Genomic DNA, 23,063 nt, shown 5'->3' on the forward strand with positions numbered 1-23,063 from the left:
CACCCGCGCGGCCGACGACTGGGGTGATGGCGCACGCGCACGCGACGGCGGTCAGGCGGGGCGCCCGTCCGGCCTTCTCGGCGCCGACGGCCGGCCGCGGCTCGCGGATGGCGGTCGAGTCGGTGGCGGATTGCCGCCCGGCACGGTCACCGAGGATTTCGCCCGCATCGATCGCGAAGGCTTGTGGCTGCGCCGACCCCCGACCGGTTACGAACCCACCCGCTTCGACCGCCTGTGGGTGCCCAGCGAGACGCTGCTCGAAGAATGGGTGCGCCGCAGCATCAAGACCGTGCTGATCCCGATCCCCGGCACCAGCAAGACCATCCAGTGCAATGTGGCGTTGCTGGCCTTCGGCGGCGGCTGCGGGATCACCGATCCGAACATGCAGGACGTCGAGAGCGACGGCCGTCCGCCCCCGGACGTGCCGTGGAAGCCGGAGCTGCAGGAAGACCAGGACAGCCTGGGCGGCTGAGGGCGGCCGCTGCCCCGCGGATCCGGGCACGCCGTGCCTGACGTGTCCGCGGATCGGGGGTGCGCGCCGGCGTCGCACCGGTTTCGAGCTGCTGCAGGTCAGGGGGCCACTGCGAACGGGCGCCGGGCTGCCCCGTCCGCCTGCACCCGGGCGCTCCGCGCAGGACGGGCTTCACGCGCGTGCGGGGTTCACGCCTGTCGCTGCACGACGCACCAGGGGCGCACCGCAACGTGCGATGCGAGCGGTGACGTCGCCCTGGTCAGTCGCGATCGGCCTGCAGCCCACCTCGCCTGATGTGCGCACGGACCGGTTCGCATCGTCCCCTGCACGGGGGCCTGTTTCACGATCGGGGATGTCGAGCGCAGGCAGCCGACGCCGGAGCGGCCCCCGCGGCTGGCGCAGCCCGGCAGGTGGCTATCGGCATCACAGCCTGCGCATGGACGTGCATGGGGGCATCGCGCTTGGCGCGCTGGCGGACCTTGCGTTCCTCGATCCGGCATGCGCCTGTCGCGCTGCGGCAGGCGCGGAACGCGCGGATCCGACTCAGTTGTCGTGGGCGCCGCGCAGGTCGCGCAGCTCGCTCGGCTGGGCCGCGAAGTAGACCGCCAGGTCGGCGATCTGCTGGTCGCTCAGACCGGCTGCCTGCTGCGACATCAGGGCATGCTCGCGATCGCCGTCGCGATAGGCCTGCAGGGCGTGGGCGAGATAATCGCGGAACTGTCCGCCGATCTTGGGATAGGTCGGATCCAGCGGAACATTGCCGCCGGCGCCGTGGCAGTCGATGCAGGTCTGGCCGGTGGCTGCGCTCTTGACGTTGGCGGCCTGCTCGCCGGCTTCGATCGAACCCCGCGGAAGGCCTGCCGACGACGCGCTCGCCGCTGCCTGCGCGTCCGGATCCGGCGAGGCGCCGCAAGCCGCGATCAGGAGCACGCACAGCAGCGGAAACGCGCGGAGGGTCGGTCGGATCATGGGGCCGCTCACTTGGTCAGGTCCGAGAGAAACGCCGCGATGTCGGCGATGTCCTGGTCGGAGAAGCTCCGCGCCTGGGCCTGCATCGTCGGATGGCGGCGCGTGCCGCGGCGGTATTCGTGCAGCGCGTTGACGAGGTACTCGCGCGACTGCCCGCCGATCTTGGGCACGTGGTAGTGCGGATAGATGTTCCTGTACCCCTCGATGCCGTGGCAGCCCTGGCAGGTGTAGGCCAGTTCGCGGCCGGTGGCGGCATTGCCGGTGAAAGGCACATTCGTGGCCTCGGCCGCAGGCGGTTCCTGTGCGAGAGCGGACACGGCCGGGACGGCCATGGCGAGGCAGGCGGCGAGCAACAGCGTTCGCGTCATCTTTTTATCCGCAATCCTGGAGGGCTGGAACGTGGCGATCTGGGAAGCGTCGTAGCAGTGATGCGCAGGGAACCGGATGAACCGGCGCACAACCGGGCCAGTATAGCCACGCGGCCGGGGCAAACCCAATGGCATGCACCCGGCGTCACCCGGAGGTCACCATGACCTATGGCGCATGGAGTGACATGTGCGGGTGATATACCTTGCTACCACACCGTAGGGGTCCACTGAAACCAATGTCCACACCGCATGCCTTCGCGTCCGCGGGACGCGTTCTGACCGGCGCAATCCTCGTCTCCGCCGTCCTCGCGCTGTCCGCCTGCAAGGGAGGCGATGCCAAGGACAAGCCCGCCGACGAAGCGGCTGCGCCCGTGCCCGTGGAAACCGAGCCGGTGGTCCGCCGCAGTGTCGCCGCCACCTGGGCGGGCACGGCGTCGCTGGAAGTCCCGCGCGGTGCGGATGTCGTGGCCAAGACCTCGGGTATCGCGCTCGCGGTGCTGGTGGAGGAGGGCGATGTCGTGCGTGCCGGGCAACCTCTGGTGCGGCTCGATCCGGATCGGGCGCGCCTCGCGGTGCTGCAGAGCCGGGCGACGCTCGGCAAGCTCGAGAACAGCTACAAGCGCGCGCAGCAGCTGTCCGGTCAGCAGATGATCAGTGCGAACGATCTCGACCAGATCCGCTTCGACCTCGACACCGCCCGGGCCCAGCACGAGATGGCCCAGCTGGAGTTGTCGTACACCACGGTCACCGCGCCGATCTCGGGCGTGATCTCCCAGCGCATGATCCGCACCGGCAACTTCGTGCAGATCAACACGCCGATCTTCAGCATCGTCGACGATGCGCGCATCGAAGCCACGCTCAACGTGCCGGAACGCGAATTGCGCGTGCTCAAGCGTGGCCAGCCGGTGCGGCTGCAGGTCGACGCGCTGCCGGGCGAGACCTTCGAAGGCGTGGTCGAACGCGTCGCGCCGATCGTCGACGCGCGCAGCGGCACGTTCCGGGTGATCTGCGCCTTCGCCGGCAACGAGGGCCTGCGCGCCGGCATGTTCGGCCGCATCCGTATCGACTACGACCAGCGCACCGACGCCCTGGTCATCCCGCGCAGCGCGCTGCTCGAGGACGGCGACACGCCCGCCGTGTACACCGTGCGCGACGGCAAGGCGGTGCGCGTGGACGTGGTGCTCGGCTACGTGGACGGCGCCCTGATCGAAGTGCGCGAGGGACTGGAGGAGAACGCACCGGTGGTCACCGCCGGCAAGGTGGCGCTGCGCGAAGGCAGCGCGGTGCAGGTGGTCGGTGAGAACGCGCCGGCCGAAGCGACGGCGGCTGCGCCGACGGGCGAGGGTGACACGGCCGCAGGTGAAGCACCGTAATGGCCACCCCGACCGACGGACCTGCGGGCGGGGCGCCCGCACACGACACCCCGATGGATCCGCATGCCGCGCCGGGCGGGCGCTTCGACCTGATCGAGTTCTCGACCCGGCGCCGGGTGACGGTGTGGATGGCGACCATCAGCCTGATGCTGTTCGGCCTGATCGCGCTGACCAATCTCAAGGTCAACCTGCTGCCGGACCTCAGCTATCCCACGCTCACGGTGCGGACCGAGTACACCGGGGCCGCGCCGGCCGAGATCGAGACCCTGGTCAGCGAGCCGGTCGAGGAGGCGGTGGGCGTGGTCAAGGGCGTGCGCAAGCTGCGCTCCATCTCGCGCACCGGCCAGAGCGACGTGGTGCTCGAGTTCGCCTGGGGCACCGACATGGACCAGGCCAGCCTGGACGTCCGCGACAAGCTCGAGGCATTGCAGCTGCCGCTCGAGGTGACGCCGCCGGTGCTGCTGCGTTTCAACCCGTCGACCGAGCCGGTGTTGCGCCTGGCGCTGACCACCGAAGGTCAGGGCGACGCGGTCGCCGAACTCACGCGCATGCGGCGCTACGCCGATGACGATCTGAAGAAGAAGCTCGAGCCGGTGATCGGCGTGGCCGCGGTCAAGGTGGGCGGCGGCTTCGAGGACGAAGTGCAGGTGGACCTCGACCTGCAGCAGATGGCGCGCATCAGCCTGCCGATCGAGAACGTGATCCAGCGTCTGCAGCAGGAGAACATCAACCTGTCCGGCGGGCGCCTGGACCAGGGCACGCAGCGCTATCTCGTGCGCACCGTGAACCAGTTCCAGACGGTGGACCAGATCGGCGAGATGCTGGTCGCCACCCAGGCCGGCGGCGACGATGCCGCCGCCAGCGCGGCGCAGCAGATGGCGGCGATCGCCGCGGCCAGCGGCTCCCAGGCCGTGCTCGCGGCCGCAGCCTCTGTGCAGAGCGCATCGGGCGGTGGAGGCACCACGGTGGCGGGTGGACGCGCGGTGCGGCTGCGCGACATCGCCACCGTCAGCCAGGGTTTCAAGGAACGCGAGAGCATCATCCGTCTCGGCGGCCGCGAAGCGGTGGAGCTGGCGATCTACAAGGAGGGCGACGCGAATACCGTGTCCACCGCCGATGCGGTGCAGGCGCGGCTCGAGGCGATCCGCAAGGAGCTGCCGGCGGACATGCGGCTCACCGTGGTCGACGACCAGTCGAAGTTCGTGCGCGCCGCCATCCGCGACGTGCGCACCGATGCGGTCATCGGCGGCACGCTGGCGATCCTCATCATCTTCCTGTTCCTGCGCAACGGCTGGAGCACGTTCGTCGTGAGCCTGTCGCTGCCGGTCTCGATCGTCACCACGTTCTTCTTCATGGACCGGTTCGGGCTCAGCCTCAACGTCATGTCGCTCGGCGGCCTGGCCCTGGCGACCGGTCTGGTGGTGGACGATTCCATCGTCGTGCTGGAGAGCATCGCCAAGGCGCGCGACCGCGGTCTGGGCGTGCTGGAGGCGGCGATCGTCGGTACGCGCGAAGTCGGCATGGCGGTGGTCGCGTCGACGTTGACGATCATCGCGGTGTTCCTGCCTCTGGTGTTCGTCGAGGGCATCGCCGGGCAACTGTTCCGCGACCAGGCCCTGACGATCGCGATCGCGGTCAGCGTCTCGCTGGTGGTGGCCCTGACCCTGATCCCGATGCTGGCTTCGCTGAAGGGCCGGCCGCCGCTGGCCTTTCCGGAAGAGCCGCCGCATCCGCAGTGGCGCCCGGAGCGTCGCTGGCAGAAGCCGGTGGCCGCCACCGGCCGCGGCGTCGGCGCCGGCGTGCGCGGCGCGCTGTTCGGCGTCGTCTGGGTGTTCGTCCGCGTCTGGCGCGGTGTGTCGCGCGTGGTGGGCGCGGTCATGGCGCGGGCCAGCGATCTCGCGATGGCGCCGTACTCGCGTGCCGAACGCGGCTATCTCCGCGCGCTGCCGGGTGCGCTGGCGCGGCCCTGGCTGGTGCTCGGCACCGCGTTCGCGGCGTTCCTGCTCAGCCTGCTCGCGGTGCCGATGCTCGGCACCGACCTGATCCCGCAGCTCGCGCAGGACCGGTTCGAAATGATGGCCAAGCTGCCGCCGGGCACGCCGCTGCGCGAGACCGACCGGATCATGCGCGAGGTGCAGACGGCGCACGGCGAGGATGAGGGCGTCGCGCTGCTGTTCGGCGTCAGTGGCAGCGGCACGCGCCTGGATGCCAGCCCGACCGAGAGCGGTGAGAACATCGGTCGCCTGAGCATCGTGATGGAGGGCGGCGGCAGCCGCGAGTTCGAGGCCGCGCAGACCGAGAAGCTGCGCGAGACGATGCGCCGATACCCGGGCGTGGCCGTGGACTTCAGCCGGCCGGCGCTCTTCAGTTTCTCCACGCCGCTGGAGATCGAGCTGCGCGGCCAGGATCTCGATGGTCTCGCGCGGGCCGGCCAGCGCATGGCCGAGCTGCTGCGCGCCAATGCCAACTACGCCGACGTCAAGAGCACGGTGGAGCAGGGGTTTCCCGAGATCCAGATCGTGTTCGACCAGGAACGCGCCGGCGCCCTGGGCCTGACCACGCGGCAGATCGCCGACGCGGTGGTGCGCGCGGTGCGCGGCGAGGTCGCGACCCGGTACAACTTCCGTGATCGCAAGATCGACGTGCTGGTGCGTGCGCAGGAGAGCGACCGCGACTCGGTCGACCGGATCCGCAACCTGGTGATCAACCCCGGCGGAGCGGCGCCGATACGGCTGGACTCGGTGGCCGACGTCGTCGCCACCGTCGGTCCGAGCGAGATCCATCGCGCGGACCAGGTGCGGGTGGCCGTGGTCTCGGCCAACCTGCGCGGCATCGATCTCGGCACCGCGGTGCGCGAAGTGCGGCAGATGGTGGCGGAGAACCCGCTCGGGCCCGAGGTGGGCATGCACATCGGCGGCCAGGGCGAGGAGCTGGCCGAGTCCCTGCGGTCGCTGCTGATGGCGTTCGCGCTGGCGATCTTCCTGGTGTACCTGGTGATGGCGTCGCAGTTCGAATCGCTGCTGCACCCCTTCGTCATCCTGTTCACCATCCCGCTGGCGATGGTCGGTGCGATCGGTGCACTGCTGCTGACCGGCAACACGATCTCGATCGTGGCCTTCATCGGCCTGATCCTCATGGTCGGCCTCGTGGTCAAGAACGCGATCATCCTGATCGACAAGATCAACCAGCTGCGCGAGGCCGGCGTGGCCAAGCGCGACGCGCTGGTGGAAGGTGCGCGTTCGCGCCTGCGCCCGATCATCATGACCACGCTGTCCACGCTGTTCGGCTTCCTGCCGCTGGCGCTGGCGTTCGGCGAGGGCGCCGAGGTGCGCTCGCCGATGGCGATCACCGTGATGGGCGGCCTCGCCGTGTCCACGCTGCTGACGCTGCTGGTGATCCCCGTGGTGTACGACCTGCTGGACCGCAAGTCCGATGCCGAGTACGCCGAACGCGGCCGGCGCGCACGCCTCGGATCCGCCGCGGACCTGGAGGCGGTCGCGTCATGAGCATCGTCGAGCTCAGCCTGCGTCGTCCGGTCACCACCATCATGTGCTTCGTATCGATGGTGGTGGTCGGGCTGATCGCCTCGGTTCGTCTGCCCCTCGAGGCGCTGCCCGACATCACCGCGCCGTTCCTGTTCGTACAGCTCCCGTACGCGGGCGCCACGCCCGGCGAGGCCGAGCAGAACCTGTTGCGGCCGGCTGAAGAAGCACTGGCCACCATGAGCGGCATCAAGCGCATGCGCGGGCAGGCGACACCCGAAGGCGCGAACGTCTTCATGGAGTTCAGTGACTGGGACCGCGACATCGCCATCGGCGCATCCGAGGCGCGCGAGCGCATCGACGCCATCCGCAGCGAGCTGCCGGACGATTTCCGCCGCTACTTCGTCTTCAAGTGGTCGAGCGGCGACCAGGCCGTGCTGCGCATCCGTCTGGCGGCCAATGTCGACCTGAGCGGCAGCTACGAAATGATCGACCGCCAGCTCAAGCGTCGGCTCGAGCGGGTGCCGGGCGTGGCACGGGTGGAGATCAGCGGCGCGCCGCCGAACGAGGTCGAGATCGCGGTCGATCCCGATCGCCTGACCGCGCACGGGATCGAGCTCAACGAGCTGGCGACGCGCCTGCGCGCGCTCAATTTCTCGGTCTCGGCGGGACAGATTCTCGACGGTGGCCAGCGGCTCCGCGTGCAGCCCGTCGGCGAGGTCGGCGACCTGCAGGAACTGCGCGAGCTGGTCATCAACCAGCAGGGCCTGCGGCTGGGCGACATCGCGGACGTGCGCTTCAAGCCGCAGCGCATGGACTACGGACGCCGCCTCGACGGACGCGCGGCCGTGGGCCTGGACATCTACAAGGAACGCGACGCGAACCTCGTCGAGGTGTCGCGCAGCGTGCTCGCCGAGGTCGAGGCCGCGCGTGACGAGCCCGGTCTCGAAGGTGTGGATCTCAAGGTGATCCAGAACATGGGCGACGAGGTCACCTCCTCGCTGTTGGAGCTGGTGGAAGCCGGGGCGATCGGACTCGTCCTGTCGCTAATCGTGCTCTATTTCTTCCTGCGCCACTGGCCCTCGACGCTGATGGTGACGCTGGCGATTCCGATCTGCTTCATCATCACGCTCGGCTTCATGCACTTCTTCGGCGTCACCCTCAACGTGCTGTCGCTGATGGGCCTGCTGCTGGCGGTGGGAATGCTGGTGGACAACGCCGTGGTCGTGGTGGAGAGCATCTACCAGGAGCGCGAGCGCATGCCCGACCAGCCGTGGCTGGCGTCGGTGGTGGGCACGCGCAACGTGGCGATCGCGCTGTCGGCAGGCACGCTGAGCCATTGCATCGTGTTCGTGCCCAACCTGCTGGGCGAGACCAACAACATCAGCATCTTCATGTCGCAGCTCGCGATCACCATCTCGGTGTCCCTGCTGGCATCGTGGCTGGTCGCGGTGAGCCTGATCCCGATGATGTCGGCGCGCATGAAGACCCCCCCTGCGGTCGCCAGCCCCACCGGCCTGATCCCGCGTCTGCAGCGTGCCTACGCGCGCGTGCTGCGCTGGTCGCTGCAGCATCGCGGGTGGACGCTCGTCGGGATCGGCGTGCTGGCAGCGGCCAGCCTGGTGCCGCCCACCCAGATGAAGTTCGACATGTTCGGCGGTGGCGGCGGCAGCAAGGAGATCAACGTCTTCTACGAGTGGAACGGCAGCTACAACCTGCGGCAGCGCTCGGACGAGGTGGCCCGGGTGGAAGCCTTCCTCGACGCGCGCCGTGAGGAGTTCCGCATCAAGCAGCTCTACTCGTGGTTCGGCGAGGGTGGTGATTCGGCCACGATCGTGACCTTCAACGACGACGTCGGCGATACCCGCCCCCTGAGCGAGGCGATCAGCAAGGCCTTGCCGAAATCGGCGCGCGCCAAGATCGGCATCGACAGCGGTGGCGGCCAGGGTGGGGGGGGCGGTGGCGGCGGCGTGCAGGTGCAGCTGATCGGAGATTCGAGCCAGGTGCTGCGCGAGCTGGCCGACGGCGTGCTGCCTCTGCTTTCGGCCAACCCGTCCCTGCGCGATGTGCGCGTCGATGCGGGCGATCAGAACCAGGAACTCACCATCCGGGTGGACCGGGACCGCGCAGCCGCGTTCGGCTTCAGTGCCGAGCAGGTGTCGAACTTCATCGGGCTCGCACTGCGCGGCTCGCAGTTGCGCGAGTTCCGCCGCGGCGACGACGAGGTGCCGGTGTGGGTGCGTTTCGCCGGGGCCGAACAGTTCAACGAGGGCGACATCGCCAGCTTCATGGTGCGTTCGCCGGACGGCCGCAGCGTACCGCTGACCAGCCTGGTCGACATGAGCGTCGAACCCTCCGCGAGCCGCATCACCCGCTTCAATCGCCAGACCTCGCTGACCCTGCAGGCCAACCTCGCCGGCGAGGCGACGATGCCCGATGCGCGCAAGGCGATCGAGGCCACGCTCGACAACGTGGTCTTCCCGCCCGGTTACGGCTACAGCTTCGCCGGCAGCGGGTTCGAGGACGACTCGGCCGCGGTGCGGCAGATGCTCTTCAACTTCGTCATCGCGCTGGTGATGATCTACGTGGTGATGGCGGCGGTGTTCGAGTCGCTGCTGTTCCCCGCTGCGATCATGAGCTGCGTGGTGTTCTCGATCTTCGGCGTGTTCTGGCTGTTCTGGCTCACCGGCACGGCGTTCACGGTGATGGCCTTCATCGGCATCCTCGTCCTGATGGGCGTGGTGGTGAACAACGGAATCATCATGGTCGAGCACATCAACAATCTCAGGCGGCGCGGCATGCCGAGGCTCGATGCGCTGGTCGAAGGCAGCCGCGAGCGTCTGCGCCCGATCCTGATGACGATGGGCACCGCGATCCTGGCCATGATTCCGATCTCGCTGAGCGACACGGTGGTGCTCGGCGGCCTGGCCTACTCGCCGATGGCGCGCGCGGTGGCCGGCGGGCTGGCGTTCTCGACCGTGGTCAGCCTGCTGTTCCTGCCGACGATCTACGCCATCCTCGACGACCTGCGGCATGGCAGCGCACGGCTGATCCGGCGTGCGCGCGGTGCCCGGCAGATGGCGCCGGCGGTGGATGCAGGCTGAGAAACACTGCGGGCGAGCGCGAAATACGGCGCTCGGCGCAACCGCAATCGCGCGCATCCGCCCGGTGTCGATGCCGCTCCGAGACGGGCCGCTCGCGGCCCGTCCCGCATCCAGGAACCCGCTGCGATCAGCCGGGCGCTGCGATCAGCTGAAGACCTTGCCCGCAATGCGCAGGCCGGCGACCCAGACGCCGATGCTCGAGCCGATGTTGGTCAGCATGAAGTTGAGAATGGTCCGCGAGACCCGGTTGCGGTACCAGCCACGCAATGTGCCCGCGTCGTCGCGCAGCGCGAGAAAGTGGCCATAGGCCGGCTTGCGCACCTGCGCCTCCACCAGTGCGCTGAACAGGCCGGGTGACACGCCAGGCGGACGGATCGGCTTGAGCGGTGCGGCGATCGCGGCGGCGAGGATGCCGAGCGGGTGGGCAAGGGCGGCCAGCGCACCGAGCGCGGCGAAGCCGGCGGTGATCAGCACCCATTCCTTGACCAGCTGGCGGCCGAGCTCGGCGCCGCCCTGGTAGTAGCCCCAGCCGATCATCGCCAGAATCAGCAGGGTGATCACGGTCATGACCCAGCGCAGGCTGCGGCCGGGCGGCGCATGCTCGAGTTCGGTCCGCGTCTGCCCGGGGGGCTGGCCGTCGTCAGCCAGATGCCGGGCGAGCCCGGCCAGATGACCGGCGCCGACGACCGCAAGCACCTCGCGCGCCTGCCCGGCGCTTTCACGCAGCCGCGCCGCCATGTAGCGGTCGCGTTCGGCGATCACGGTCTCGTAGAGCTGTGGACTGGATTTCGCGAACTCGCCGAAGCTCGACTCCAGCATGTCGCCCTGCTTGAGGTTCTCGATCTCGTCCTCGCCCAGCTCGTCGGACGCGAGCAGACCGGCGAGCAGGCTGCCCATCAACTTCATCCGCCCGAAGAAGCCGAGCTGGCGCGAGGCGCGTTTGAAGGTCAGGCCGACATCGCGATCGATCAGCGCGACGGGCAGGCCGCGTTCGCCCGCCAGCGATACCGCGCGTTTGAGTTCGGCGCCGGGCTCGATGCCGAGCTGCTCGGCCAGTCGGCGCTGGTAGGCCGACAGCGCCAGGTTGGCCGCGAACAAGGCGACGCGTCCCTTGCGGATGACGTCGACCAGATTGAGCTTCGCCAGTGCGTCCGGATCGCTGATCGCCTGCAGGCGCTGCGCATCGAGTTCCACCGCGACCGCATCGAAGGCGCCGCTGCCGATCGCATCCTCGACCGCCTCCACGCTCACCCGCGAGATGTGCGCGGTGCCGAGCAGGGTATAGCGCACGCCGTCGCGTTCGACGATCGCGTGGGGCTGCGAGCGCCAGGTCGTGGCGCCGTCTGGCGTCGTCGCGCCGGGCATCGGTTCGGTCATCGAATCATTCGTCCGCGGGTGGAGAGGCGGCGCCGTCACCGAGCGCGCGCTGCATGAAAATGGTGTCGAGCCACCGTCCGTGCTTGCGTCCGGAGCCGGGCAGCACACCGACGATCCGGAAACCGAGCCGCTCGTGGAAGCGCACCGAGGGACCATCCTGCGGCGGGCCGATCACCGCCATCATCTGCCGGTCGCCACGTCGTGCGCACAGCTCGATCAAGCGTGCCATCAGCTGTCGGCCGATGCCGTGTCCGTGCTGCGCGTGCTCGACGTAGACCGAGCTCTCGACCGTGAAGCGATAGCCGATGCGCGCCCGGAAGGTGCTGGCGTACGCATAGCCGGCGAATGCGCCGTCGCGAAGCGCGACGATGTACGGATACCCGGCCGCGCGCAGCGCCATCCAGCGACGTCGCATCTCGGCGGCGTCGGGGGCGTCGTACTCGTAGGTGGCCACGCCGCCCGCGACCTCGCGGGCGTAGAGCGCGGTGATGGCGTCGAAATCGGCGTCGACGGCGTCGCGGAGTTCGACCTGCATGGGCTCAGTCGATGTAGCGCTTGAGCAGGTCGCCGTAGGCGTCGATGCGCCGGTCGCGCAGGAACGGCCAGATCCGGCGCACGTGCTCGCTGCGGCCCAGATCGACCTCGCAGGTCAGCAATGTCGGATCGCCGCCTGCCTCGGCCAGGAACTCGCCCTGGGGCCCGAGCACGTGGCTGTTGCCCCAGAAGTCGATGCCGGCGGCGCCGAGTGGCGAAGGTTCGTGGCCGACACGGTTGCAGCTCAGCACCGGCAATCCGTTGGCGACCGCATGCCCGCGGTGGCTGAGGATCCAGGCGTCGCGCTGACGGGTCTGCTCGGCCGTGTCGTCGGTCGGATCCCAGCCGATCGCCGTGGGATACAGCAGCAGGTCCGCACCGGCCAGAGCCATCAGGCGTGCGGCTTCGGGGTACCACTGGTCCCAGCAGACCAGCAGACCGAGGCGGCCCACCGATGTGTCGATCGGCTTGAAGCCGATGTCGCCCGGGGTGAAGTAGAACTTCTCGTAGAAGCCCGGATCGTCCGGAATATGCATCTTGCGGTACTTGCCCGCGAGGCTGCCGTCGGCGTCGAACACCACGCCGGTGTTGTGGTACAGCCCGGCCGCTCGGCGCTCGAACAGCGAGCTGACCACGACGATGCCGTGCTTCCTGGCCAGCATGCCCAGGCGTTCGGTGCTCGGTCCCGGAATCGGTTCGGCCAGATCGAACGCGTCGACATTCTCTTCCTGGCAGAAGTACGCGCCGTTGTGCAGCTCCTGCAGCAGCACCAGCCTGGCGCCCTGCGCAGCCGCCTCCGCCACACGCGTTTCGATGACCGCCAGGTTGGCGTCGGCGTTGTCCGCGCCGCGGTCGATGATGGCGCGCTCCTGGATCAACGCGACGGGCAGCGTGGTCTTGCGGGACATGGCTTCGGACCCTCGGGGGATGGCGACAATGCTAACGCGGTGTCACGTGCGGGCAGATAAACGCGACGATGGATGCGCGAGGCGTGTGCACGGTTTCCATCGTGGGCGGCGTCGGGCCCCGCGACCAGGGCGCTTTCCGCCATAGGCGCGGCGGGGCCGGGTCGGATACCCGGTCCGTGACCGCGGAGCCTGCAGCGCAGACTTCGCGCCGCTTGATGGCATCAGCCCGGACGGGCGCGCAGCAGACCGTCCGGCAACTGCATCGTGATGCAGTGCAGGCTGCCGTTCTGCCAGATCAGCGGCCGGCAGGGCACCTGGACGATCTCGCGTCCCGGATGCGCCTGCGCGAGCACGGCCGCCGCCGCATCATCGGCCGGGTCGCCGTAGGCCGGCACCAGCACTGCACCGTTGATGACCAGGTAATTGGCATAGCTGGCGGCGAGCCGGCGGCCGGCGTCGAGAACCGGCTGCGGCCAGGGCAGCGGGAACAGGCGGTAGGGCCGTCCGTCATGCGTGCGCAGCGCGGCGATCTCCTCGGCCATCGCCCGGAGCTCGACGTGGTGCGGGTCGGCCGGGTCGTCGCAGGCCTGGAACACGATGGCATCGTCCGGCGCGAAGCGGGCGAGGGTGTCGATGTGCGCGTCCGTGTCGTCGCCTTCGAGATAGCCGTGGTCGAGCCACAACACGCGGTCCTGCGCGAGCCAGTCCGACAGCTGCGCGGTCAGCGTTTCGCGTGCGACGTCAGGGTGTCGTTCGTGCAGGCAGCGCCAGGTGGTCAGCAACGTGCCGGCGCCATCGGTCTCGATCGCACCGCCCTCGAGTGCGAAGTTGATCTCACGGCGTTCGGCAGACGCGGCGAACACACAGGCGCCGTGCAGATGGCCGACCAGCCGGTCGTCGCGGCTCGCGTCGAACTTGCCGCCCCAGCCGGTGAAGCGGAAATCATTGAGCCGGAAGCCGCCCTCGCGTCGCAGCGAGATCGGCCCGGAGTCGCGCAGCCAGGTGTCGTCGTACTCGGCCTCGACGAACTGCACGCGATCCATGTCGATGCGGTTCGAGGCCAGGCGCACGAAGGCATAACTCTGCACGTCCTCGTCCGGCACGCAGATCACCACCGGCTGGAAGCGGGTGATGGCGGCGACGAGCGCGATGTAGGTGTCTTCGACCTCGCCCAGGCGCGCGGCCCAGTCGGTGTCCTCGGTCGGCCACGCGATGAGGACCGCGGACTGGGGCTCCCACTCCGCGGGGAAACGCCAAACGGATGGATTCATGGACTCAGCGGATCGCCGGCTTCGGGCCGACCTCGGCCGCAGTGGCCCGGTTGGCGACCGTATCGATGACCTTGTTGCGCTCGAAGTACACCGTGAAGCTGGGATACACCCAGCGGTGGATCGTCGGCCACTGCCGCTTCTGGCCGCCGCGCGGATCGAGCCGCTCGCTGGGCGCGCCGAATCGCGCTTCGACCTCCGCCATGCTCATGCCGCGCGCCGGCACCGCCACGGCCGCCGGTTGGCGGGCACGATCCACGAGCAGGGTATCCGCGGCTGCGGGCGGCGCGGCGGACAGCAACGCGCCGCCGAGGGCGGTCGCGACGAGGACAGAGACGATCGAACGCGTCATGGCAGAGCTCCGGTAGGGTGCGACGGACAGGCGGGCGAAGACCGCACCGCGCCTGCCTATTTAGCAGAAACCCGGCGCCCGCGCCGCGGCGGCGGACACGAAAAAGGCCGCATCGCTGCGGCCCCCGTCGCTGCCTGCCGCGATGCGGCGGCGTCGCGATTAGCGCTGGCGCGCCTTGAATCGCGGATTGGACTTGCAGATCACGAAGACCTTGCCGCGGCGACGCACAACCTTGCAATCGCGGTGGCGGGTCTTCGCCGACTTCAGGGACGACAGGACCTTCATGACAAACCTCTGGGATGGGATACGGACGCGAAGCCGGCTATTCTAACGTCTGATTTCCACGAAATTCAAGCGCTTGGGCGAACGACCCGCGCGCAAGAGGAGAGCTGCATGACGGCCGACGCGCCGGTGTTGACGATCGACGGGCCTTCCGGCTCGGGCAAGGGCACGATCAGCCGTGCGGTCGCCCTGCGTCTGGGCTGGCATTATCTCGATTCCGGCGCGCTCTACCGGGCCGTGGGGGTCGCCGCGGGCTGGGCCGATCTCGATCTCGGTGACGCCGCCGCGCTGGTGCGCTGCACCTTCGACACCACGATCGCGTTCCGGGACGACCCGGCGGGCGAGCCGCGGGTGATCGTCAACGGTCACGACGCGACCGACGAACTGCGGACCGAGACCGCGGGCGCCGCAGCCTCGGCGATCGCCGCGATTCCGGAGGTGCGGGCCGCGCTGAAGGACCGGCAGCGGGCCTTCCGCCGCGCGCCCGGCCTGGTGGCGGACGGGCGCGACATGGGCACGGTGATCTTCCCGGATGCCCGCTGGAAGGTCTTCCTGACCGCGAGCGCGGAGGAACGTGCCGAGCGTCGCTATAAGCAGTTGAAGAACAAAGGGGTTTCGGTGACAATGGACGGTCTGCTGCGCGAGATTCTCGCGCGTGACGCCCGCGATGCGAATCGCGCGGTGGCGCCATTGCGCCCGGCCGAGGAAGCCGTGCGCATCGACACCACCGGTCTCGGCATCGAAACGGTCGTCGCGCAGGTGTTGGCACTGCTGCCTGCCCGCATGGACTGAAAGTCCCGCGGGTCCGGCGTTGCAGCCCGGCCCGGGCGGACGGCTGCAGGCCATCGCAGACGCAGACGAGTCGCCGCTTCAACAGAAGTACCGCCGTACCGCTCCACAGTTCCGGCCCCGCGCGCAGGCGTGGCGGCCGGTGTCCGTCAATCCACCAACACTCACGGCCATGCAATCCCGCGACGGCCGATCAACGGGTGGACCCCGGCATCGAGTTCGCGCTCGCCCGGCGGTCTGATCAAACCAGGTATTTACCAATGACCGAATCATTCGCAGAACTGTTCGAAGCCAGCCAGAACAACCTGTCCAAGCTCAAGCCCGGTGCCATCGTCACCGGCATCGTGGTGCAGGTGCGTACCGACGTCGTCGTGATCAACGCCGGCCTGAAGTCCGAAGGCATCGTGCCGATCGAACAGTTCCGTAACGAGGCCGGCGAGATCGACGTCGCGGAAGGCGACACCGTCAAGGTGGCGCTGGACTCGCTCGAAAACGGCTTCGGCGAAACCGTGCTGTCGCGCGAGAAGGCCAAGCGCGCCATGGTGTGGGACGAGCTCGAGGAAGCGCTCGAGAAGAACGAGACCATCACCGGCCGCATCAGTGGCAAGGTCAAGGGCGGCTTCACCGTCGACATCAAGGACGTCCGCGCATTCCTGCCGGGCTCGCTGGTCGACGTGCGTCCGGTCCGTGACCCGGTCTACCTCGAGGGCAAGGAACTCGAGTTCAAGCTGATCAAGCTGGACCGCAAGCGCAACAACGTCGTCGTCTCGCGCCGCGCGGTCGTCGAGAGCGAGCACTCGGAAGAACGCGAGCAGCTGATGGAGAAGCTGGTCGAGGGCGCGGTGCTTAAGGGCGTCGTCAAGAACCTCACCGACTACGGCGCGTTCGTGGACCTCGGCGGCATCGACGGCCTGCTGCACATCACCGACATGGCCTGGAAGCGCGTGCGCCATCCGTCCGAAGTCGTGGAAGTGGGCCAGGAGCTCGAAGTCCGCGTGCTCAAGTACGACCGCGAGCGCAACCGCGTCAGCCTCGGCCTGAAGCAGCTGGGCGAGGATCCGTGGGACAACATCGCCCGCCGCTATCCGTCCAACACGCGCGTGTTCGGCAAGGTCTCCAACGTCACCGATTACGGCGCGTTCGTCGAGATCGAGCCCGGCGTCGAAGGCCTGGTGCACGTGTCCGAGATGGACTGGACCAACAAGAACGTCAACCCGTCCAAGGTGGTGCAGGTCGGTGACGAGCTCGAGGTCATGGTGCTCGACGTCGACGAGGAGCGTCGCCGCATCTCGCTCGGCATCAAGCAGGTCACCTCGAACCCGTGGGAGACCTTCGCGGCCATCCACAAGAAGGGCGACAAGGTCGACGGCCAGATCAAGTCGATCACCGACTTCGGCATCTTCATCGGCCTGGACGGCGGTATCGACGGCCTGATCCACCTGTCGGACATCGCGTGGAACTCCACCGGCGAAGACGTGGCCCGCAACTTCAAGAAGGGCGACACCGTCGAGGCCGTCGTGCTGGCGGTCGATCCGGAGCGCGAGCGCATCTCGCTGGGCGTCAAGCAGCTCGAGCAGGACCCGATGGGCCAGTTCATGGGCAACACGCCGCGCGGTTCCAAGGTCACCGGCACCGTGAAGGAAGTGGACGCCAAGGGCGCCGTGATCGATTTGGGTGACGGCGTGGAAGGCTATGTGCAGGCGCGCGACATCAGCGACCAGCGCATCGACGACGCCAGCCAGCACCTGAAGGTCGGTCAGGAGATCGAAGCCAAGTACTTCGGCGTCGACCGCAAGACCCGCGTACTGCAGCTGTCGATCAAGGCGAAGGACGAGGCGGAAACCGCCGAGACCCTGGCCGAGTACAACAAGCAGTCGTCGGACGCGTCGAGCGGCACCACCAAGCTGGGCGCGCTGCTGCGCGAGCAGCTGGGCAGCAAGGGCGAATAAGCCTCTGGAGCGCCGGCCCGGGCCAGTCCCGGGCCGGCGCTTTCGCATTTTCAAGAAGAGACATGACCAAGTCGGAACTCATCGAACTGCTCACGCAGCGGCAGGCCCACCTCAAGGGCGAGGACGTCGACCTGGCGGTCAAGGCCATGCTCGAGATGATGGGCAGCGCCCTGGCATCGGGCGACAGGATCGAGGTCCGCGGCTTCGGCAGTTTCTCGCTGCACTTCCGCCCGCCGCGCACAGGCCGGAATCCCAAGACCGGCGAAGCGGTTGCACTGCCCGGCAAGCACGTGCCGCATTTCAAGCCGGGCAAGGAACTCCGTGACCGGGTCAGCAACGTGCATCCCTTGCCGGCTGAAGATTGACCGCGCCGGCGACCGCGCCGGTGCACGAATTCCGCATGCCGCCATCCGGTTGGCGTGCCCGATCCCCGAACGGGTAGGATCGTCGATGGCCCGTCGGGGCCGCAGGCCTAGTATTACGGCGCCCCCGTGTCGTGCCGTATCGCGCGGCGTGCCTGCCTCATGACGGAGCATGTGTCCAATGGCGTTTGTGACCGAATGGTTCTGGTTCTTCCTGCTGTTGCCGATCGCGGCGTTGAGCGGCTGGGTGATCGGGCGCCGCGGTGGCGAGCGCCATAGCGATACCCAGGTCAGCCGACTGTCGACCACCTACTTCCGTGGTCTGAACTACCTGCTCAACGAGCAGCCGGACAAGGCGATCGAACTGTTCCTGCACATCGCGGAACTGGACAAGGACACCTTCGAAACGCAGGTCGCGCTGGGCCACCTGTTCCGCCGTCGCGGCGAGGTGGACCGGGCGATCCGGCTCCATCAGGGGCTCGTTCAACGCTCCGATCTCAACGATGCGCAGAAGGTCCAGGCATTGCTCGCCCTCGGCGAGGACTACATGAAGTCGGGCCTGCTGGACCGTGCCGAGACCGTCTTCAGCGATCTGGCACGGATCGACCAGCGCGCGCCACAGGCGCTGCGGCACCTCATCGGGATCTACCAGGCCGAACGCGACTGGGCCAAGGCGATCGAGAACGCTATCCGGTACGAGACCGTCACCGGCGAACCGATGGGCAAGCTCATCGCCCAGTTCGAATGCGAACTGGCCGATCGCCTGCGGTCGGCGGGCGACGCCGACGGCGCGCGCGCGGCGGTGGCGAGGGCCTATGCCGCCGATTCGGGTTCGGTCCGCGCCGGCATGCTCGAGGGCCGGATCGAGAGCGACGCCGGCAACGATGCTGCGGCGATCCGGGCGTTCGAGCGCGCGGCCCGTCATGATCCGGACTTCCTGCCCGAACTGCTGGCGCCCCTGCTGGCCGCCTACGAGCGTGTCGGCGACATGCCGGGCGCGCGCAATTTCCTCTCGCAGATGACCGAGCACTACCCGGGCGTCGCCCCGGTCCTGGCGCTGGCACGGCTGGTCGAACAGGACGAAGGCGTCCGCGCGGCGCGGACCTATCTGGCCCGCCAGTTGAAGGACCGGCCCTCGGTCCGAGGCGAGGCCGCCCTGATCGATCTCACGCTCGCCGACGGCGTGGACCACGCCGGCACGCTGCAGGAGCTGCGGCTGATCACCGAACAGCTGCTGGTGCGCAATCCCAGCTATCGCTGCAAGCAGTGCGGCTTCGGCGCGCGCAGCCACCATTGGCAGTGCCCGAGCTGCAAGGAGTGGGGCACCATCAAGCCGCTCCTGAACTATGCCGTGGTCTGAGTGCAGGCCTCCGTTCTCGCGCCCGTCTGCGCGACGATCTTCGTCACTGCGCTTGTCGGCACGTGGCTGGCCCGGCGATATGCACTGCGACGACGGCTGGTCGACCTGCCGGGCGAGCGCCGCAGTCACGTGCACGCGACGCCGCGCGGCGGCGGCATCGCGATCGTCGCGGCCGTGCTCCCCGTCCTCCTCTGGCTGGCCTGGGCCGGGTCCTTCGGCGCGATGTGGCTGGCCGCGGCGGTTGGCTTCGTCATGGTCGCCGGGATCGGGTGGGTGGACGATCACCGGTCGCTCTCGCCCTGGCTGCGCCTCGGCATCCACGCGACGGCGGCCGCGACGCTGGCGGCGGGCATGGCCTGGGCAGGGCAACCGTTGTGGTGGTGCCTGTGCATATGCGTGCTGGCGGTCGGCCTGGTCAATGTCTGGAACTTCATGGACGGGATCGACGGCCTGGCCACCACCCAGGCGATGCTCGTCGCGATCGCCTGTGGGCTGCTTTCCGGTCATGTGCTTCCACTCGCCGTTCTTGCTGCCTGTGCCGGGTTCCTGCCGTTCAATACGCCGCGCGCACGGATCTTCCTCGGCGATGTCGGAAGCGGCGCCCTCGGATTCCTGATCGCCTGCCTGTTCGCGTCCTTGCCAGCCCCTGATGCAGCGCCGGCGACGCTTCTGTTGCTGCTCCCGGTTTCCGCATTCATGATTGACGCAGCGTTGACACTTGGGGCGCGCATGCTTCGCGGCGAACGCTGGTGGATGCCGCACGTGCAGCATGTCTATCAGCGCCTCGTGCAGCACGGGGCGTCGCATATGGCCGCAACTCTCGGCTACGCGGCGTGGACCTTTGTTGCAGTGGGATTACTCGCCATACTGGGCAGACAGGCGCCTGCGCCTATTTTTGGAGCCGTGGCCACGTGGTATCTGCTGACTGCTGCCACATGGCTCGTACTCCGCGTCCGGCTGGATCGCCGGACGCCGCCCTCACGGAAGAGGCTCGATGACTGACCTGAGATCCCGGCTGGGCGTCCTGGGGCCCCGCATCGCGGTGATCGCGCACGACCTCGCCATGGTCTGGTTGTGCTGGATCGGCCTGCACCAGTTCCGTCATTCGGTGATGGAGCAGGCGCCGGTCTTCTCGCCGCTGTCCGTCGAGGTTGTCCTGATCCTCGCCGTCCAGGGGCTGATTTTCTGGCGGGTCGGGCTCTACCGCGGCGTCTGGCGCTTCGCGAGCGTTCCGGACCTGATGAACATCGTCAAGGCGTCCGTCCTCGGACTGTTGTCGATCCTGCTGGTGCTGTTCGTCTACAACCGGCTGGCACTCGTGCCGCGCACGGTGCTGATCGCCTATCCGCTGCTGCTGGCCGCGATGCTCGGCATGCCGCGCCTGTTGTATCGCGCGTGGAAGGACCACGGCAGCCTGCGCATGGACCGCGCGGCAGTGCGCGTGCTGATCCTCGGTGCGGGACAAGCGGGTGAAACCCTGGTCCGTGACCTGCGCCGCACCGGCGCTTACGATCCCGTCGGCTTTCTCGACGATGCCCCGAAGCTGCGCGGCAGTCAGCTTCAGGGGGTGCCGGTGCTCGGACGGGTCGACGAGGTCGAGCTGATCGCCTCCGAGACCGCGACCAAGCTGCTGGTCATCGCGATGCCGTCCGCCGATGCGCCCGCGATGCGCCGGGTCGTCGCGGCATGCGAGCGGACCGGCCTGCCGTTCCGGACCGTGCCGCGCCTCGACGATCTGCTCGAGGGCCGTTCGCTTCCCGGCGAGCTCAAGGAGGTGGCGATCGAGGACCTCCTCGGGCGCAAGCCGGTCACGCCGGACTGGAAGGCGATCCGCAGCTGGCTGCGCGGCCGCAGCGTCCTGGTGACCGGCGCAGGTGGTTCGATCGGCTCGGAACTCTGCCGGCAGTGCGCACGCCACGGCGCTGCCCAGATCGCGTTGCTGGAGATGGACGAGCTGGCCCTGACCCGCATCGAGAACGAACTCAGGCGGGATTTCCCGCATGTCGAACTCGCACCGGTCCTCGGCGATTGCGGAGATCCGGCGGTGATCGCGCACGCCATGCGTCTGGCCGCGCCCGAGGCGGTGTTCCATGCCGCGGCCTACAAGCAGGTGCCGGTGCTGCAGCATCAGCTGCGCGAGGGCGTGCGCAACAACGTACTGGCGACCCGCACCGTCGCGCGCGCCGCGATCGCGGCCAGGGTGGGCACGTTCGTGCTGATCTCCACCGACAAGGCCGTCGATCCGGTCAATGTGCTCGGCGCCACCAAACGTCTGGCCGAAATGATCTGCCAGGATCTCGCCGGCAGCGAGGAGACGCACTTCATCACCGTACGGTTCGGCAATGTGCTCGATTCGGCCGGCAGCGTGGTGCCGCTGTTCCGCGAGCAGATCCGGCGCGGCGGGCCGGTGACGGTCACCGATCCCGATGTCACCCGGTACTTCATGACCATCCCCGAGGCCTGCCAGCTGATCATGCAGTCGGTGTCGCTTGGTGCTCCGCAAGCGATCTACACCCTCGACATGGGCGAGCCGGTGTCGATCCGTCTGCTCGCGGAGCAGATGATCCGTCTGGGCGGCAAGCAGCCCGAACGCGACATCGCGATCATCTACTCGGGCCTGCGCCCGGGCGAAAAACTGCACGAGACCCTGTTCCATGCCGAGGAGCGCTATCGCCCGACGGTCCACCCCAAGATCCTCCAGGCCGAGGCCCGGCCCGTTCACGGGGAGCGCCTCTCGGCGGCATTGGGACGTCTGAGCGACGGTGTCCAGAGCTACGATCTCGAGCTCATTGCCGGCGCTCTGCGGGATGCCGTTCCCGAGTTCGTGCCCCTTCAGGCATCACCTTCGCGTGAGGCGACGGCGAATATCGTCGCGTTCCCTCCCCGACACGCGAGACATCCATGAGTCAACGGATCAGAAAGGCGGTCTTCCCGGTCGCCGGCCTCGGCACACGCTTCCTGCCCGCGACCAAGACCGTTCCGAAGGAAATGTTGCCGATCGTCGACCGCCCGTTGATCCAGTACGCGGTCGACGAAGCGATCGAGGCCGGCTGCGACACGCTGATCTTCGTCACCAACCGGCACAAGCACGCGATCGGCGACTACTTCGACAAGGCCTACGAGCTGGAGGACCGGCTCGAGGCGGCCGGCAAGCACGAGCTGCTGGAGAAGATCCGCCGCCCCTTGCCGGAGGGTGTGCGCGCCATCTTCGTGACCCAGCCCGAGGCGCGTGGGCTCGGACATGCCGTGCTGTGCGCACGACCGGTGGTCGGCGACGAGCCGTTCGCGGTGATGCTGCCCGACGATCTGCTGTGGAACCGGAATGGCGACGGTGCGCTCAAGCAGATGGCGGACGCGCATGCGGCGACCGGCGCCAGCATGATCGCGGTGCAGGACGTGCCGGCCGAGAAGACCGCCAGTTACGGTATCGTCGCGACCGACCCATTCGAAGGCCGCCATGGCCGGATCCGCTCGATGGTGGAAAAGCCCAGGCCGGAGGACGCTCCGAGTACGCTGGCCGTGGTGGGCCGGTATGTGCTGGATGGCCGGATCTTCCCGCTGCTCGAGGACACCGCCCCGGGCGCCGGCGGCGAGATCCAGCTCACCGATGCGATCGCGGCCTTGCTCGAGGAAAAGCCGGTGCACGCCTACCGGTTCCGCGGCACGCGTTTCGATTGCGGAACCCATCTCGGCCTGATCGAGGCGACGATCAGCTATGCGCTCGATAACGAGAAGCTCAGCGAGCAGGCCGCGGCGCTGATGCGCAACGCGCTCGACGAGCTCGGCGTGCGCAATCTGGAATAGCGCGGTCGCGAGCCGCGTAAGGGAGCGCCCCGGCTGGTCCGGGGCGTTTTGCGTCGGGTGCTGGCGCTCCAGCCCTCGGTTCGCGGTGGTTCACGCGGAGCACGCGCGGTGCAAGCGATCGCACCGTCGAGGCCCGCGGAGAATCGAACAGGCACAGGCGGCCCGGAGGGAGCCCTCGGGATCTGACATGCAGCCCGGGCTCGCAGTACACGACGAACCGGGCGGCGTGGCGCCGCGACGTGACGTCGAGGGCGTTGCAAGCATGGCAGCTCGCCATCGTGCCCAAAAAAAAAGCACGCCCGACGGGCGT

Annotated in this window: 18 protein-coding genes and 1 pseudogene; 11 read left to right on the forward strand and 8 right to left on the reverse strand. The window is 68.5% G+C overall.

Annotated features, from left to right (window positions below):
* Positions 1 to 472, forward strand: a pseudogene (locus H0E82_RS09300) (transmembrane repetitive protein); the annotation flags it as partial.
* Between the two features lie 543 nt (positions 473 to 1,015).
* On the opposite strand, the gene H0E82_RS09305 reads toward H0E82_RS09300, so the two are convergent.
* Positions 1,016 to 1,441, reverse strand: coding sequence for a c-type cytochrome (locus H0E82_RS09305; RefSeq protein WP_180545190.1), 426 nt, complete (start codon positions 1,439 to 1,441; stop codon positions 1,016 to 1,018).
* Positions 1,442 to 1,449: 8 nt separating this feature from the next.
* Positions 1,450 to 1,809 carry a c-type cytochrome gene (locus H0E82_RS09310; protein WP_180545191.1) on the reverse strand — a complete coding sequence of 120 codons (360 nt, stop codon included), beginning with the start codon at positions 1,807 to 1,809 and terminating at the stop codon, positions 1,450 to 1,452.
* 236 nt (positions 1,810 to 2,045) lie between these two features.
* Between H0E82_RS09310 and H0E82_RS09315 the strand changes: the two genes are divergently transcribed.
* From H0E82_RS09315 to H0E82_RS09325, 3 genes are read left to right on the forward strand one after another with little or no spacing between them, the layout of a single operon-like run.
* Entirely contained in the window at positions 2,046 to 3,182 is a 1,137-nt protein-coding gene (locus H0E82_RS09315) for an efflux RND transporter periplasmic adaptor subunit (RefSeq protein WP_180545192.1), read from the forward strand.
* On the forward strand, positions 3,182 to 6,688 hold the full coding sequence (locus tag H0E82_RS09320) for an efflux RND transporter permease subunit (protein ID WP_425600335.1): 3,507 nt from the start codon (positions 3,182 to 3,184) through the stop codon (positions 6,686 to 6,688). The genes H0E82_RS09315 and H0E82_RS09320 overlap by 1 nt, the downstream gene beginning before the upstream one ends.
* Positions 6,685 to 9,768 (forward strand): efflux RND transporter permease subunit, encoded by a 3,084-nt coding sequence (locus H0E82_RS09325; protein ID WP_180545194.1) that lies wholly within the window; start codon positions 6,685 to 6,687, stop codon positions 9,766 to 9,768. The genes H0E82_RS09320 and H0E82_RS09325 overlap by 4 nt, the downstream gene beginning before the upstream one ends.
* A 144-nt stretch (positions 9,769 to 9,912) precedes the next feature.
* On the opposite strand, the gene H0E82_RS09330 is transcribed toward H0E82_RS09325, so the two are convergent.
* From H0E82_RS09330 to ykgO, 6 genes are all read right to left on the reverse strand, one after another.
* Entirely contained in the window at positions 9,913 to 11,133 is a 1,221-nt protein-coding gene (locus H0E82_RS09330) for a TraB/GumN family protein (RefSeq protein WP_180545560.1), read from the reverse strand.
* Positions 11,134 to 11,149: 16 nt separating this feature from the next.
* Positions 11,150 to 11,680, reverse strand: a complete 531-nt coding sequence (locus H0E82_RS09335; protein ID WP_180545195.1) for a GNAT family N-acetyltransferase — start codon at positions 11,678 to 11,680, stop codon at positions 11,150 to 11,152.
* 4 nt (positions 11,681 to 11,684) lie between these two features.
* Positions 11,685 to 12,587 (reverse strand): carbon-nitrogen hydrolase, encoded by a 903-nt coding sequence (locus H0E82_RS09340; RefSeq protein ID WP_180545196.1) that lies wholly within the window; start codon positions 12,585 to 12,587, stop codon positions 11,685 to 11,687.
* Between the two features lie 221 nt (positions 12,588 to 12,808).
* Positions 12,809 to 13,858, reverse strand: coding sequence for an agmatine deiminase family protein (locus H0E82_RS09345; RefSeq protein WP_180545197.1), 1,050 nt, complete (start codon positions 13,856 to 13,858; stop codon positions 12,809 to 12,811).
* A 4-nt stretch (positions 13,859 to 13,862) separates the two neighbouring features.
* The gene (locus tag H0E82_RS09350) at positions 13,863 to 14,207 is read right to left on the reverse strand and encodes a hypothetical protein (RefSeq protein WP_180545198.1); all 345 of its coding nucleotides are present in this window, start codon (positions 14,205 to 14,207) and stop codon (positions 13,863 to 13,865) included.
* Between the two features lie 159 nt (positions 14,208 to 14,366).
* Positions 14,367 to 14,492 (reverse strand): type B 50S ribosomal protein L36, encoded by a 126-nt coding sequence (gene ykgO / locus H0E82_RS09355; protein WP_005913193.1) that lies wholly within the window; start codon positions 14,490 to 14,492, stop codon positions 14,367 to 14,369.
* Between the two features lie 108 nt (positions 14,493 to 14,600).
* Here ykgO and cmk point away from each other — a divergent pair, with 108 nt between their 5' ends.
* The 7 genes from cmk (at position 14,601) to galU (ending at position 22,753) form a co-directional block, all read left to right on the forward strand.
* Positions 14,601 to 15,281 carry a (d)CMP kinase gene (gene cmk, locus H0E82_RS09360; protein WP_180545199.1) on the forward strand — a complete coding sequence of 227 codons (681 nt, stop codon included), beginning with the start codon at positions 14,601 to 14,603 and terminating at the stop codon, positions 15,279 to 15,281.
* 257 nt (positions 15,282 to 15,538) lie between these two features.
* On the forward strand, positions 15,539 to 17,227 hold the full coding sequence (gene rpsA / locus H0E82_RS09365) for a 30S ribosomal protein S1 (protein ID WP_180545200.1): 1,689 nt from the start codon (positions 15,539 to 15,541) through the stop codon (positions 17,225 to 17,227).
* Positions 17,224 to 17,592: an integration host factor subunit beta gene (locus H0E82_RS09370; RefSeq protein ID WP_328797017.1), complete on the forward strand. Its 369-nt coding sequence runs from the start codon at positions 17,224 to 17,226 to the stop codon at positions 17,590 to 17,592. The genes rpsA and H0E82_RS09370 overlap by 4 nt, the downstream gene beginning before the upstream one ends.
* Before the next feature lie 178 nt (positions 17,593 to 17,770).
* Positions 17,771 to 18,949: a lipopolysaccharide assembly protein LapB gene (gene lapB / locus H0E82_RS09375; RefSeq protein ID WP_180545202.1), complete on the forward strand. Its 1,179-nt coding sequence runs from the start codon at positions 17,771 to 17,773 to the stop codon at positions 18,947 to 18,949.
* Complete coding sequence (locus tag H0E82_RS09380) at positions 18,950 to 19,951, forward strand: MraY family glycosyltransferase (protein ID WP_180545203.1); 1,002 nt, start codon at positions 18,950 to 18,952, stop codon at positions 19,949 to 19,951.
* Positions 19,944 to 21,854, forward strand: a complete 1,911-nt coding sequence (locus H0E82_RS09385) for a polysaccharide biosynthesis protein (RefSeq protein ID WP_180545204.1) — start codon at positions 19,944 to 19,946, stop codon at positions 21,852 to 21,854. The genes H0E82_RS09380 and H0E82_RS09385 overlap by 8 nt, the downstream gene beginning before the upstream one ends.
* Entirely contained in the window at positions 21,851 to 22,753 is a 903-nt protein-coding gene (gene galU, locus H0E82_RS09390) for a UTP--glucose-1-phosphate uridylyltransferase GalU (protein WP_180545205.1), read from the forward strand. Before H0E82_RS09385 ends, galU begins: the two co-directional genes overlap by 4 nt.
* Positions 22,754 to 23,063 lie beyond the last annotated feature (310 nt).

The sequence above is a fragment of the Luteimonas deserti genome (assembly GCF_013425765.1).
GTDB classification, from domain to species: Bacteria; Pseudomonadota; Gammaproteobacteria; order Xanthomonadales; family Xanthomonadaceae; genus Luteimonas; species Luteimonas deserti.

Excerpts from the sequence above, each read along its gene's own strand:
- H0E82_RS09305 (WP_180545190.1), bottom strand. The coding sequence starts at position 1,441 with ATGATCCGACCGACCCTCCGCGCGTTTCCGCTGCTGTGCGTGCTCCTG.
- H0E82_RS09310 (WP_180545191.1), bottom strand. The coding sequence starts at position 1,809 with ATGACGCGAACGCTGTTGCTCGCCGCCTGCCTCGCCATGGCCGTCCCG.
- H0E82_RS09315 (WP_180545192.1), top strand. The coding sequence starts at position 2,046 with ATGTCCACACCGCATGCCTTCGCGTCCGCGGGACGCGTTCTGACCGGC.
- H0E82_RS09320 (WP_425600335.1), top strand. The coding sequence starts at position 3,182 with ATGGCCACCCCGACCGACGGACCTGCGGGCGGGGCGCCCGCACACGAC.
- H0E82_RS09325 (WP_180545194.1), top strand. The coding sequence starts at position 6,685 with ATGAGCATCGTCGAGCTCAGCCTGCGTCGTCCGGTCACCACCATCATG.
- H0E82_RS09330 (WP_180545560.1), bottom strand. The coding sequence starts at position 11,133 with ATGCCCGGCGCGACGACGCCAGACGGCGCCACGACCTGGCGCTCGCAG.
- H0E82_RS09335 (WP_180545195.1), bottom strand. The coding sequence starts at position 11,680 with ATGCAGGTCGAACTCCGCGACGCCGTCGACGCCGATTTCGACGCCATC.
- H0E82_RS09340 (WP_180545196.1), bottom strand. The coding sequence starts at position 12,587 with ATGTCCCGCAAGACCACGCTGCCCGTCGCGTTGATCCAGGAGCGCGCC.
- H0E82_RS09345 (WP_180545197.1), bottom strand. The coding sequence starts at position 13,858 with ATGAATCCATCCGTTTGGCGTTTCCCCGCGGAGTGGGAGCCCCAGTCC.
- H0E82_RS09350 (WP_180545198.1), bottom strand. The coding sequence starts at position 14,207 with ATGACGCGTTCGATCGTCTCTGTCCTCGTCGCGACCGCCCTCGGCGGC.
- ykgO (WP_005913193.1), bottom strand. The coding sequence starts at position 14,492 with ATGAAGGTCCTGTCGTCCCTGAAGTCGGCGAAGACCCGCCACCGCGAT.
- cmk (WP_180545199.1), top strand. The coding sequence starts at position 14,601 with ATGACGGCCGACGCGCCGGTGTTGACGATCGACGGGCCTTCCGGCTCG.
- rpsA (WP_180545200.1), top strand. The coding sequence starts at position 15,539 with ATGACCGAATCATTCGCAGAACTGTTCGAAGCCAGCCAGAACAACCTG.
- lapB (WP_180545202.1), top strand. The coding sequence starts at position 17,771 with ATGGCGTTTGTGACCGAATGGTTCTGGTTCTTCCTGCTGTTGCCGATC.
- H0E82_RS09385 (WP_180545204.1), top strand. The coding sequence starts at position 19,944 with ATGACTGACCTGAGATCCCGGCTGGGCGTCCTGGGGCCCCGCATCGCG.
- galU (WP_180545205.1), top strand. The coding sequence starts at position 21,851 with ATGAGTCAACGGATCAGAAAGGCGGTCTTCCCGGTCGCCGGCCTCGGC.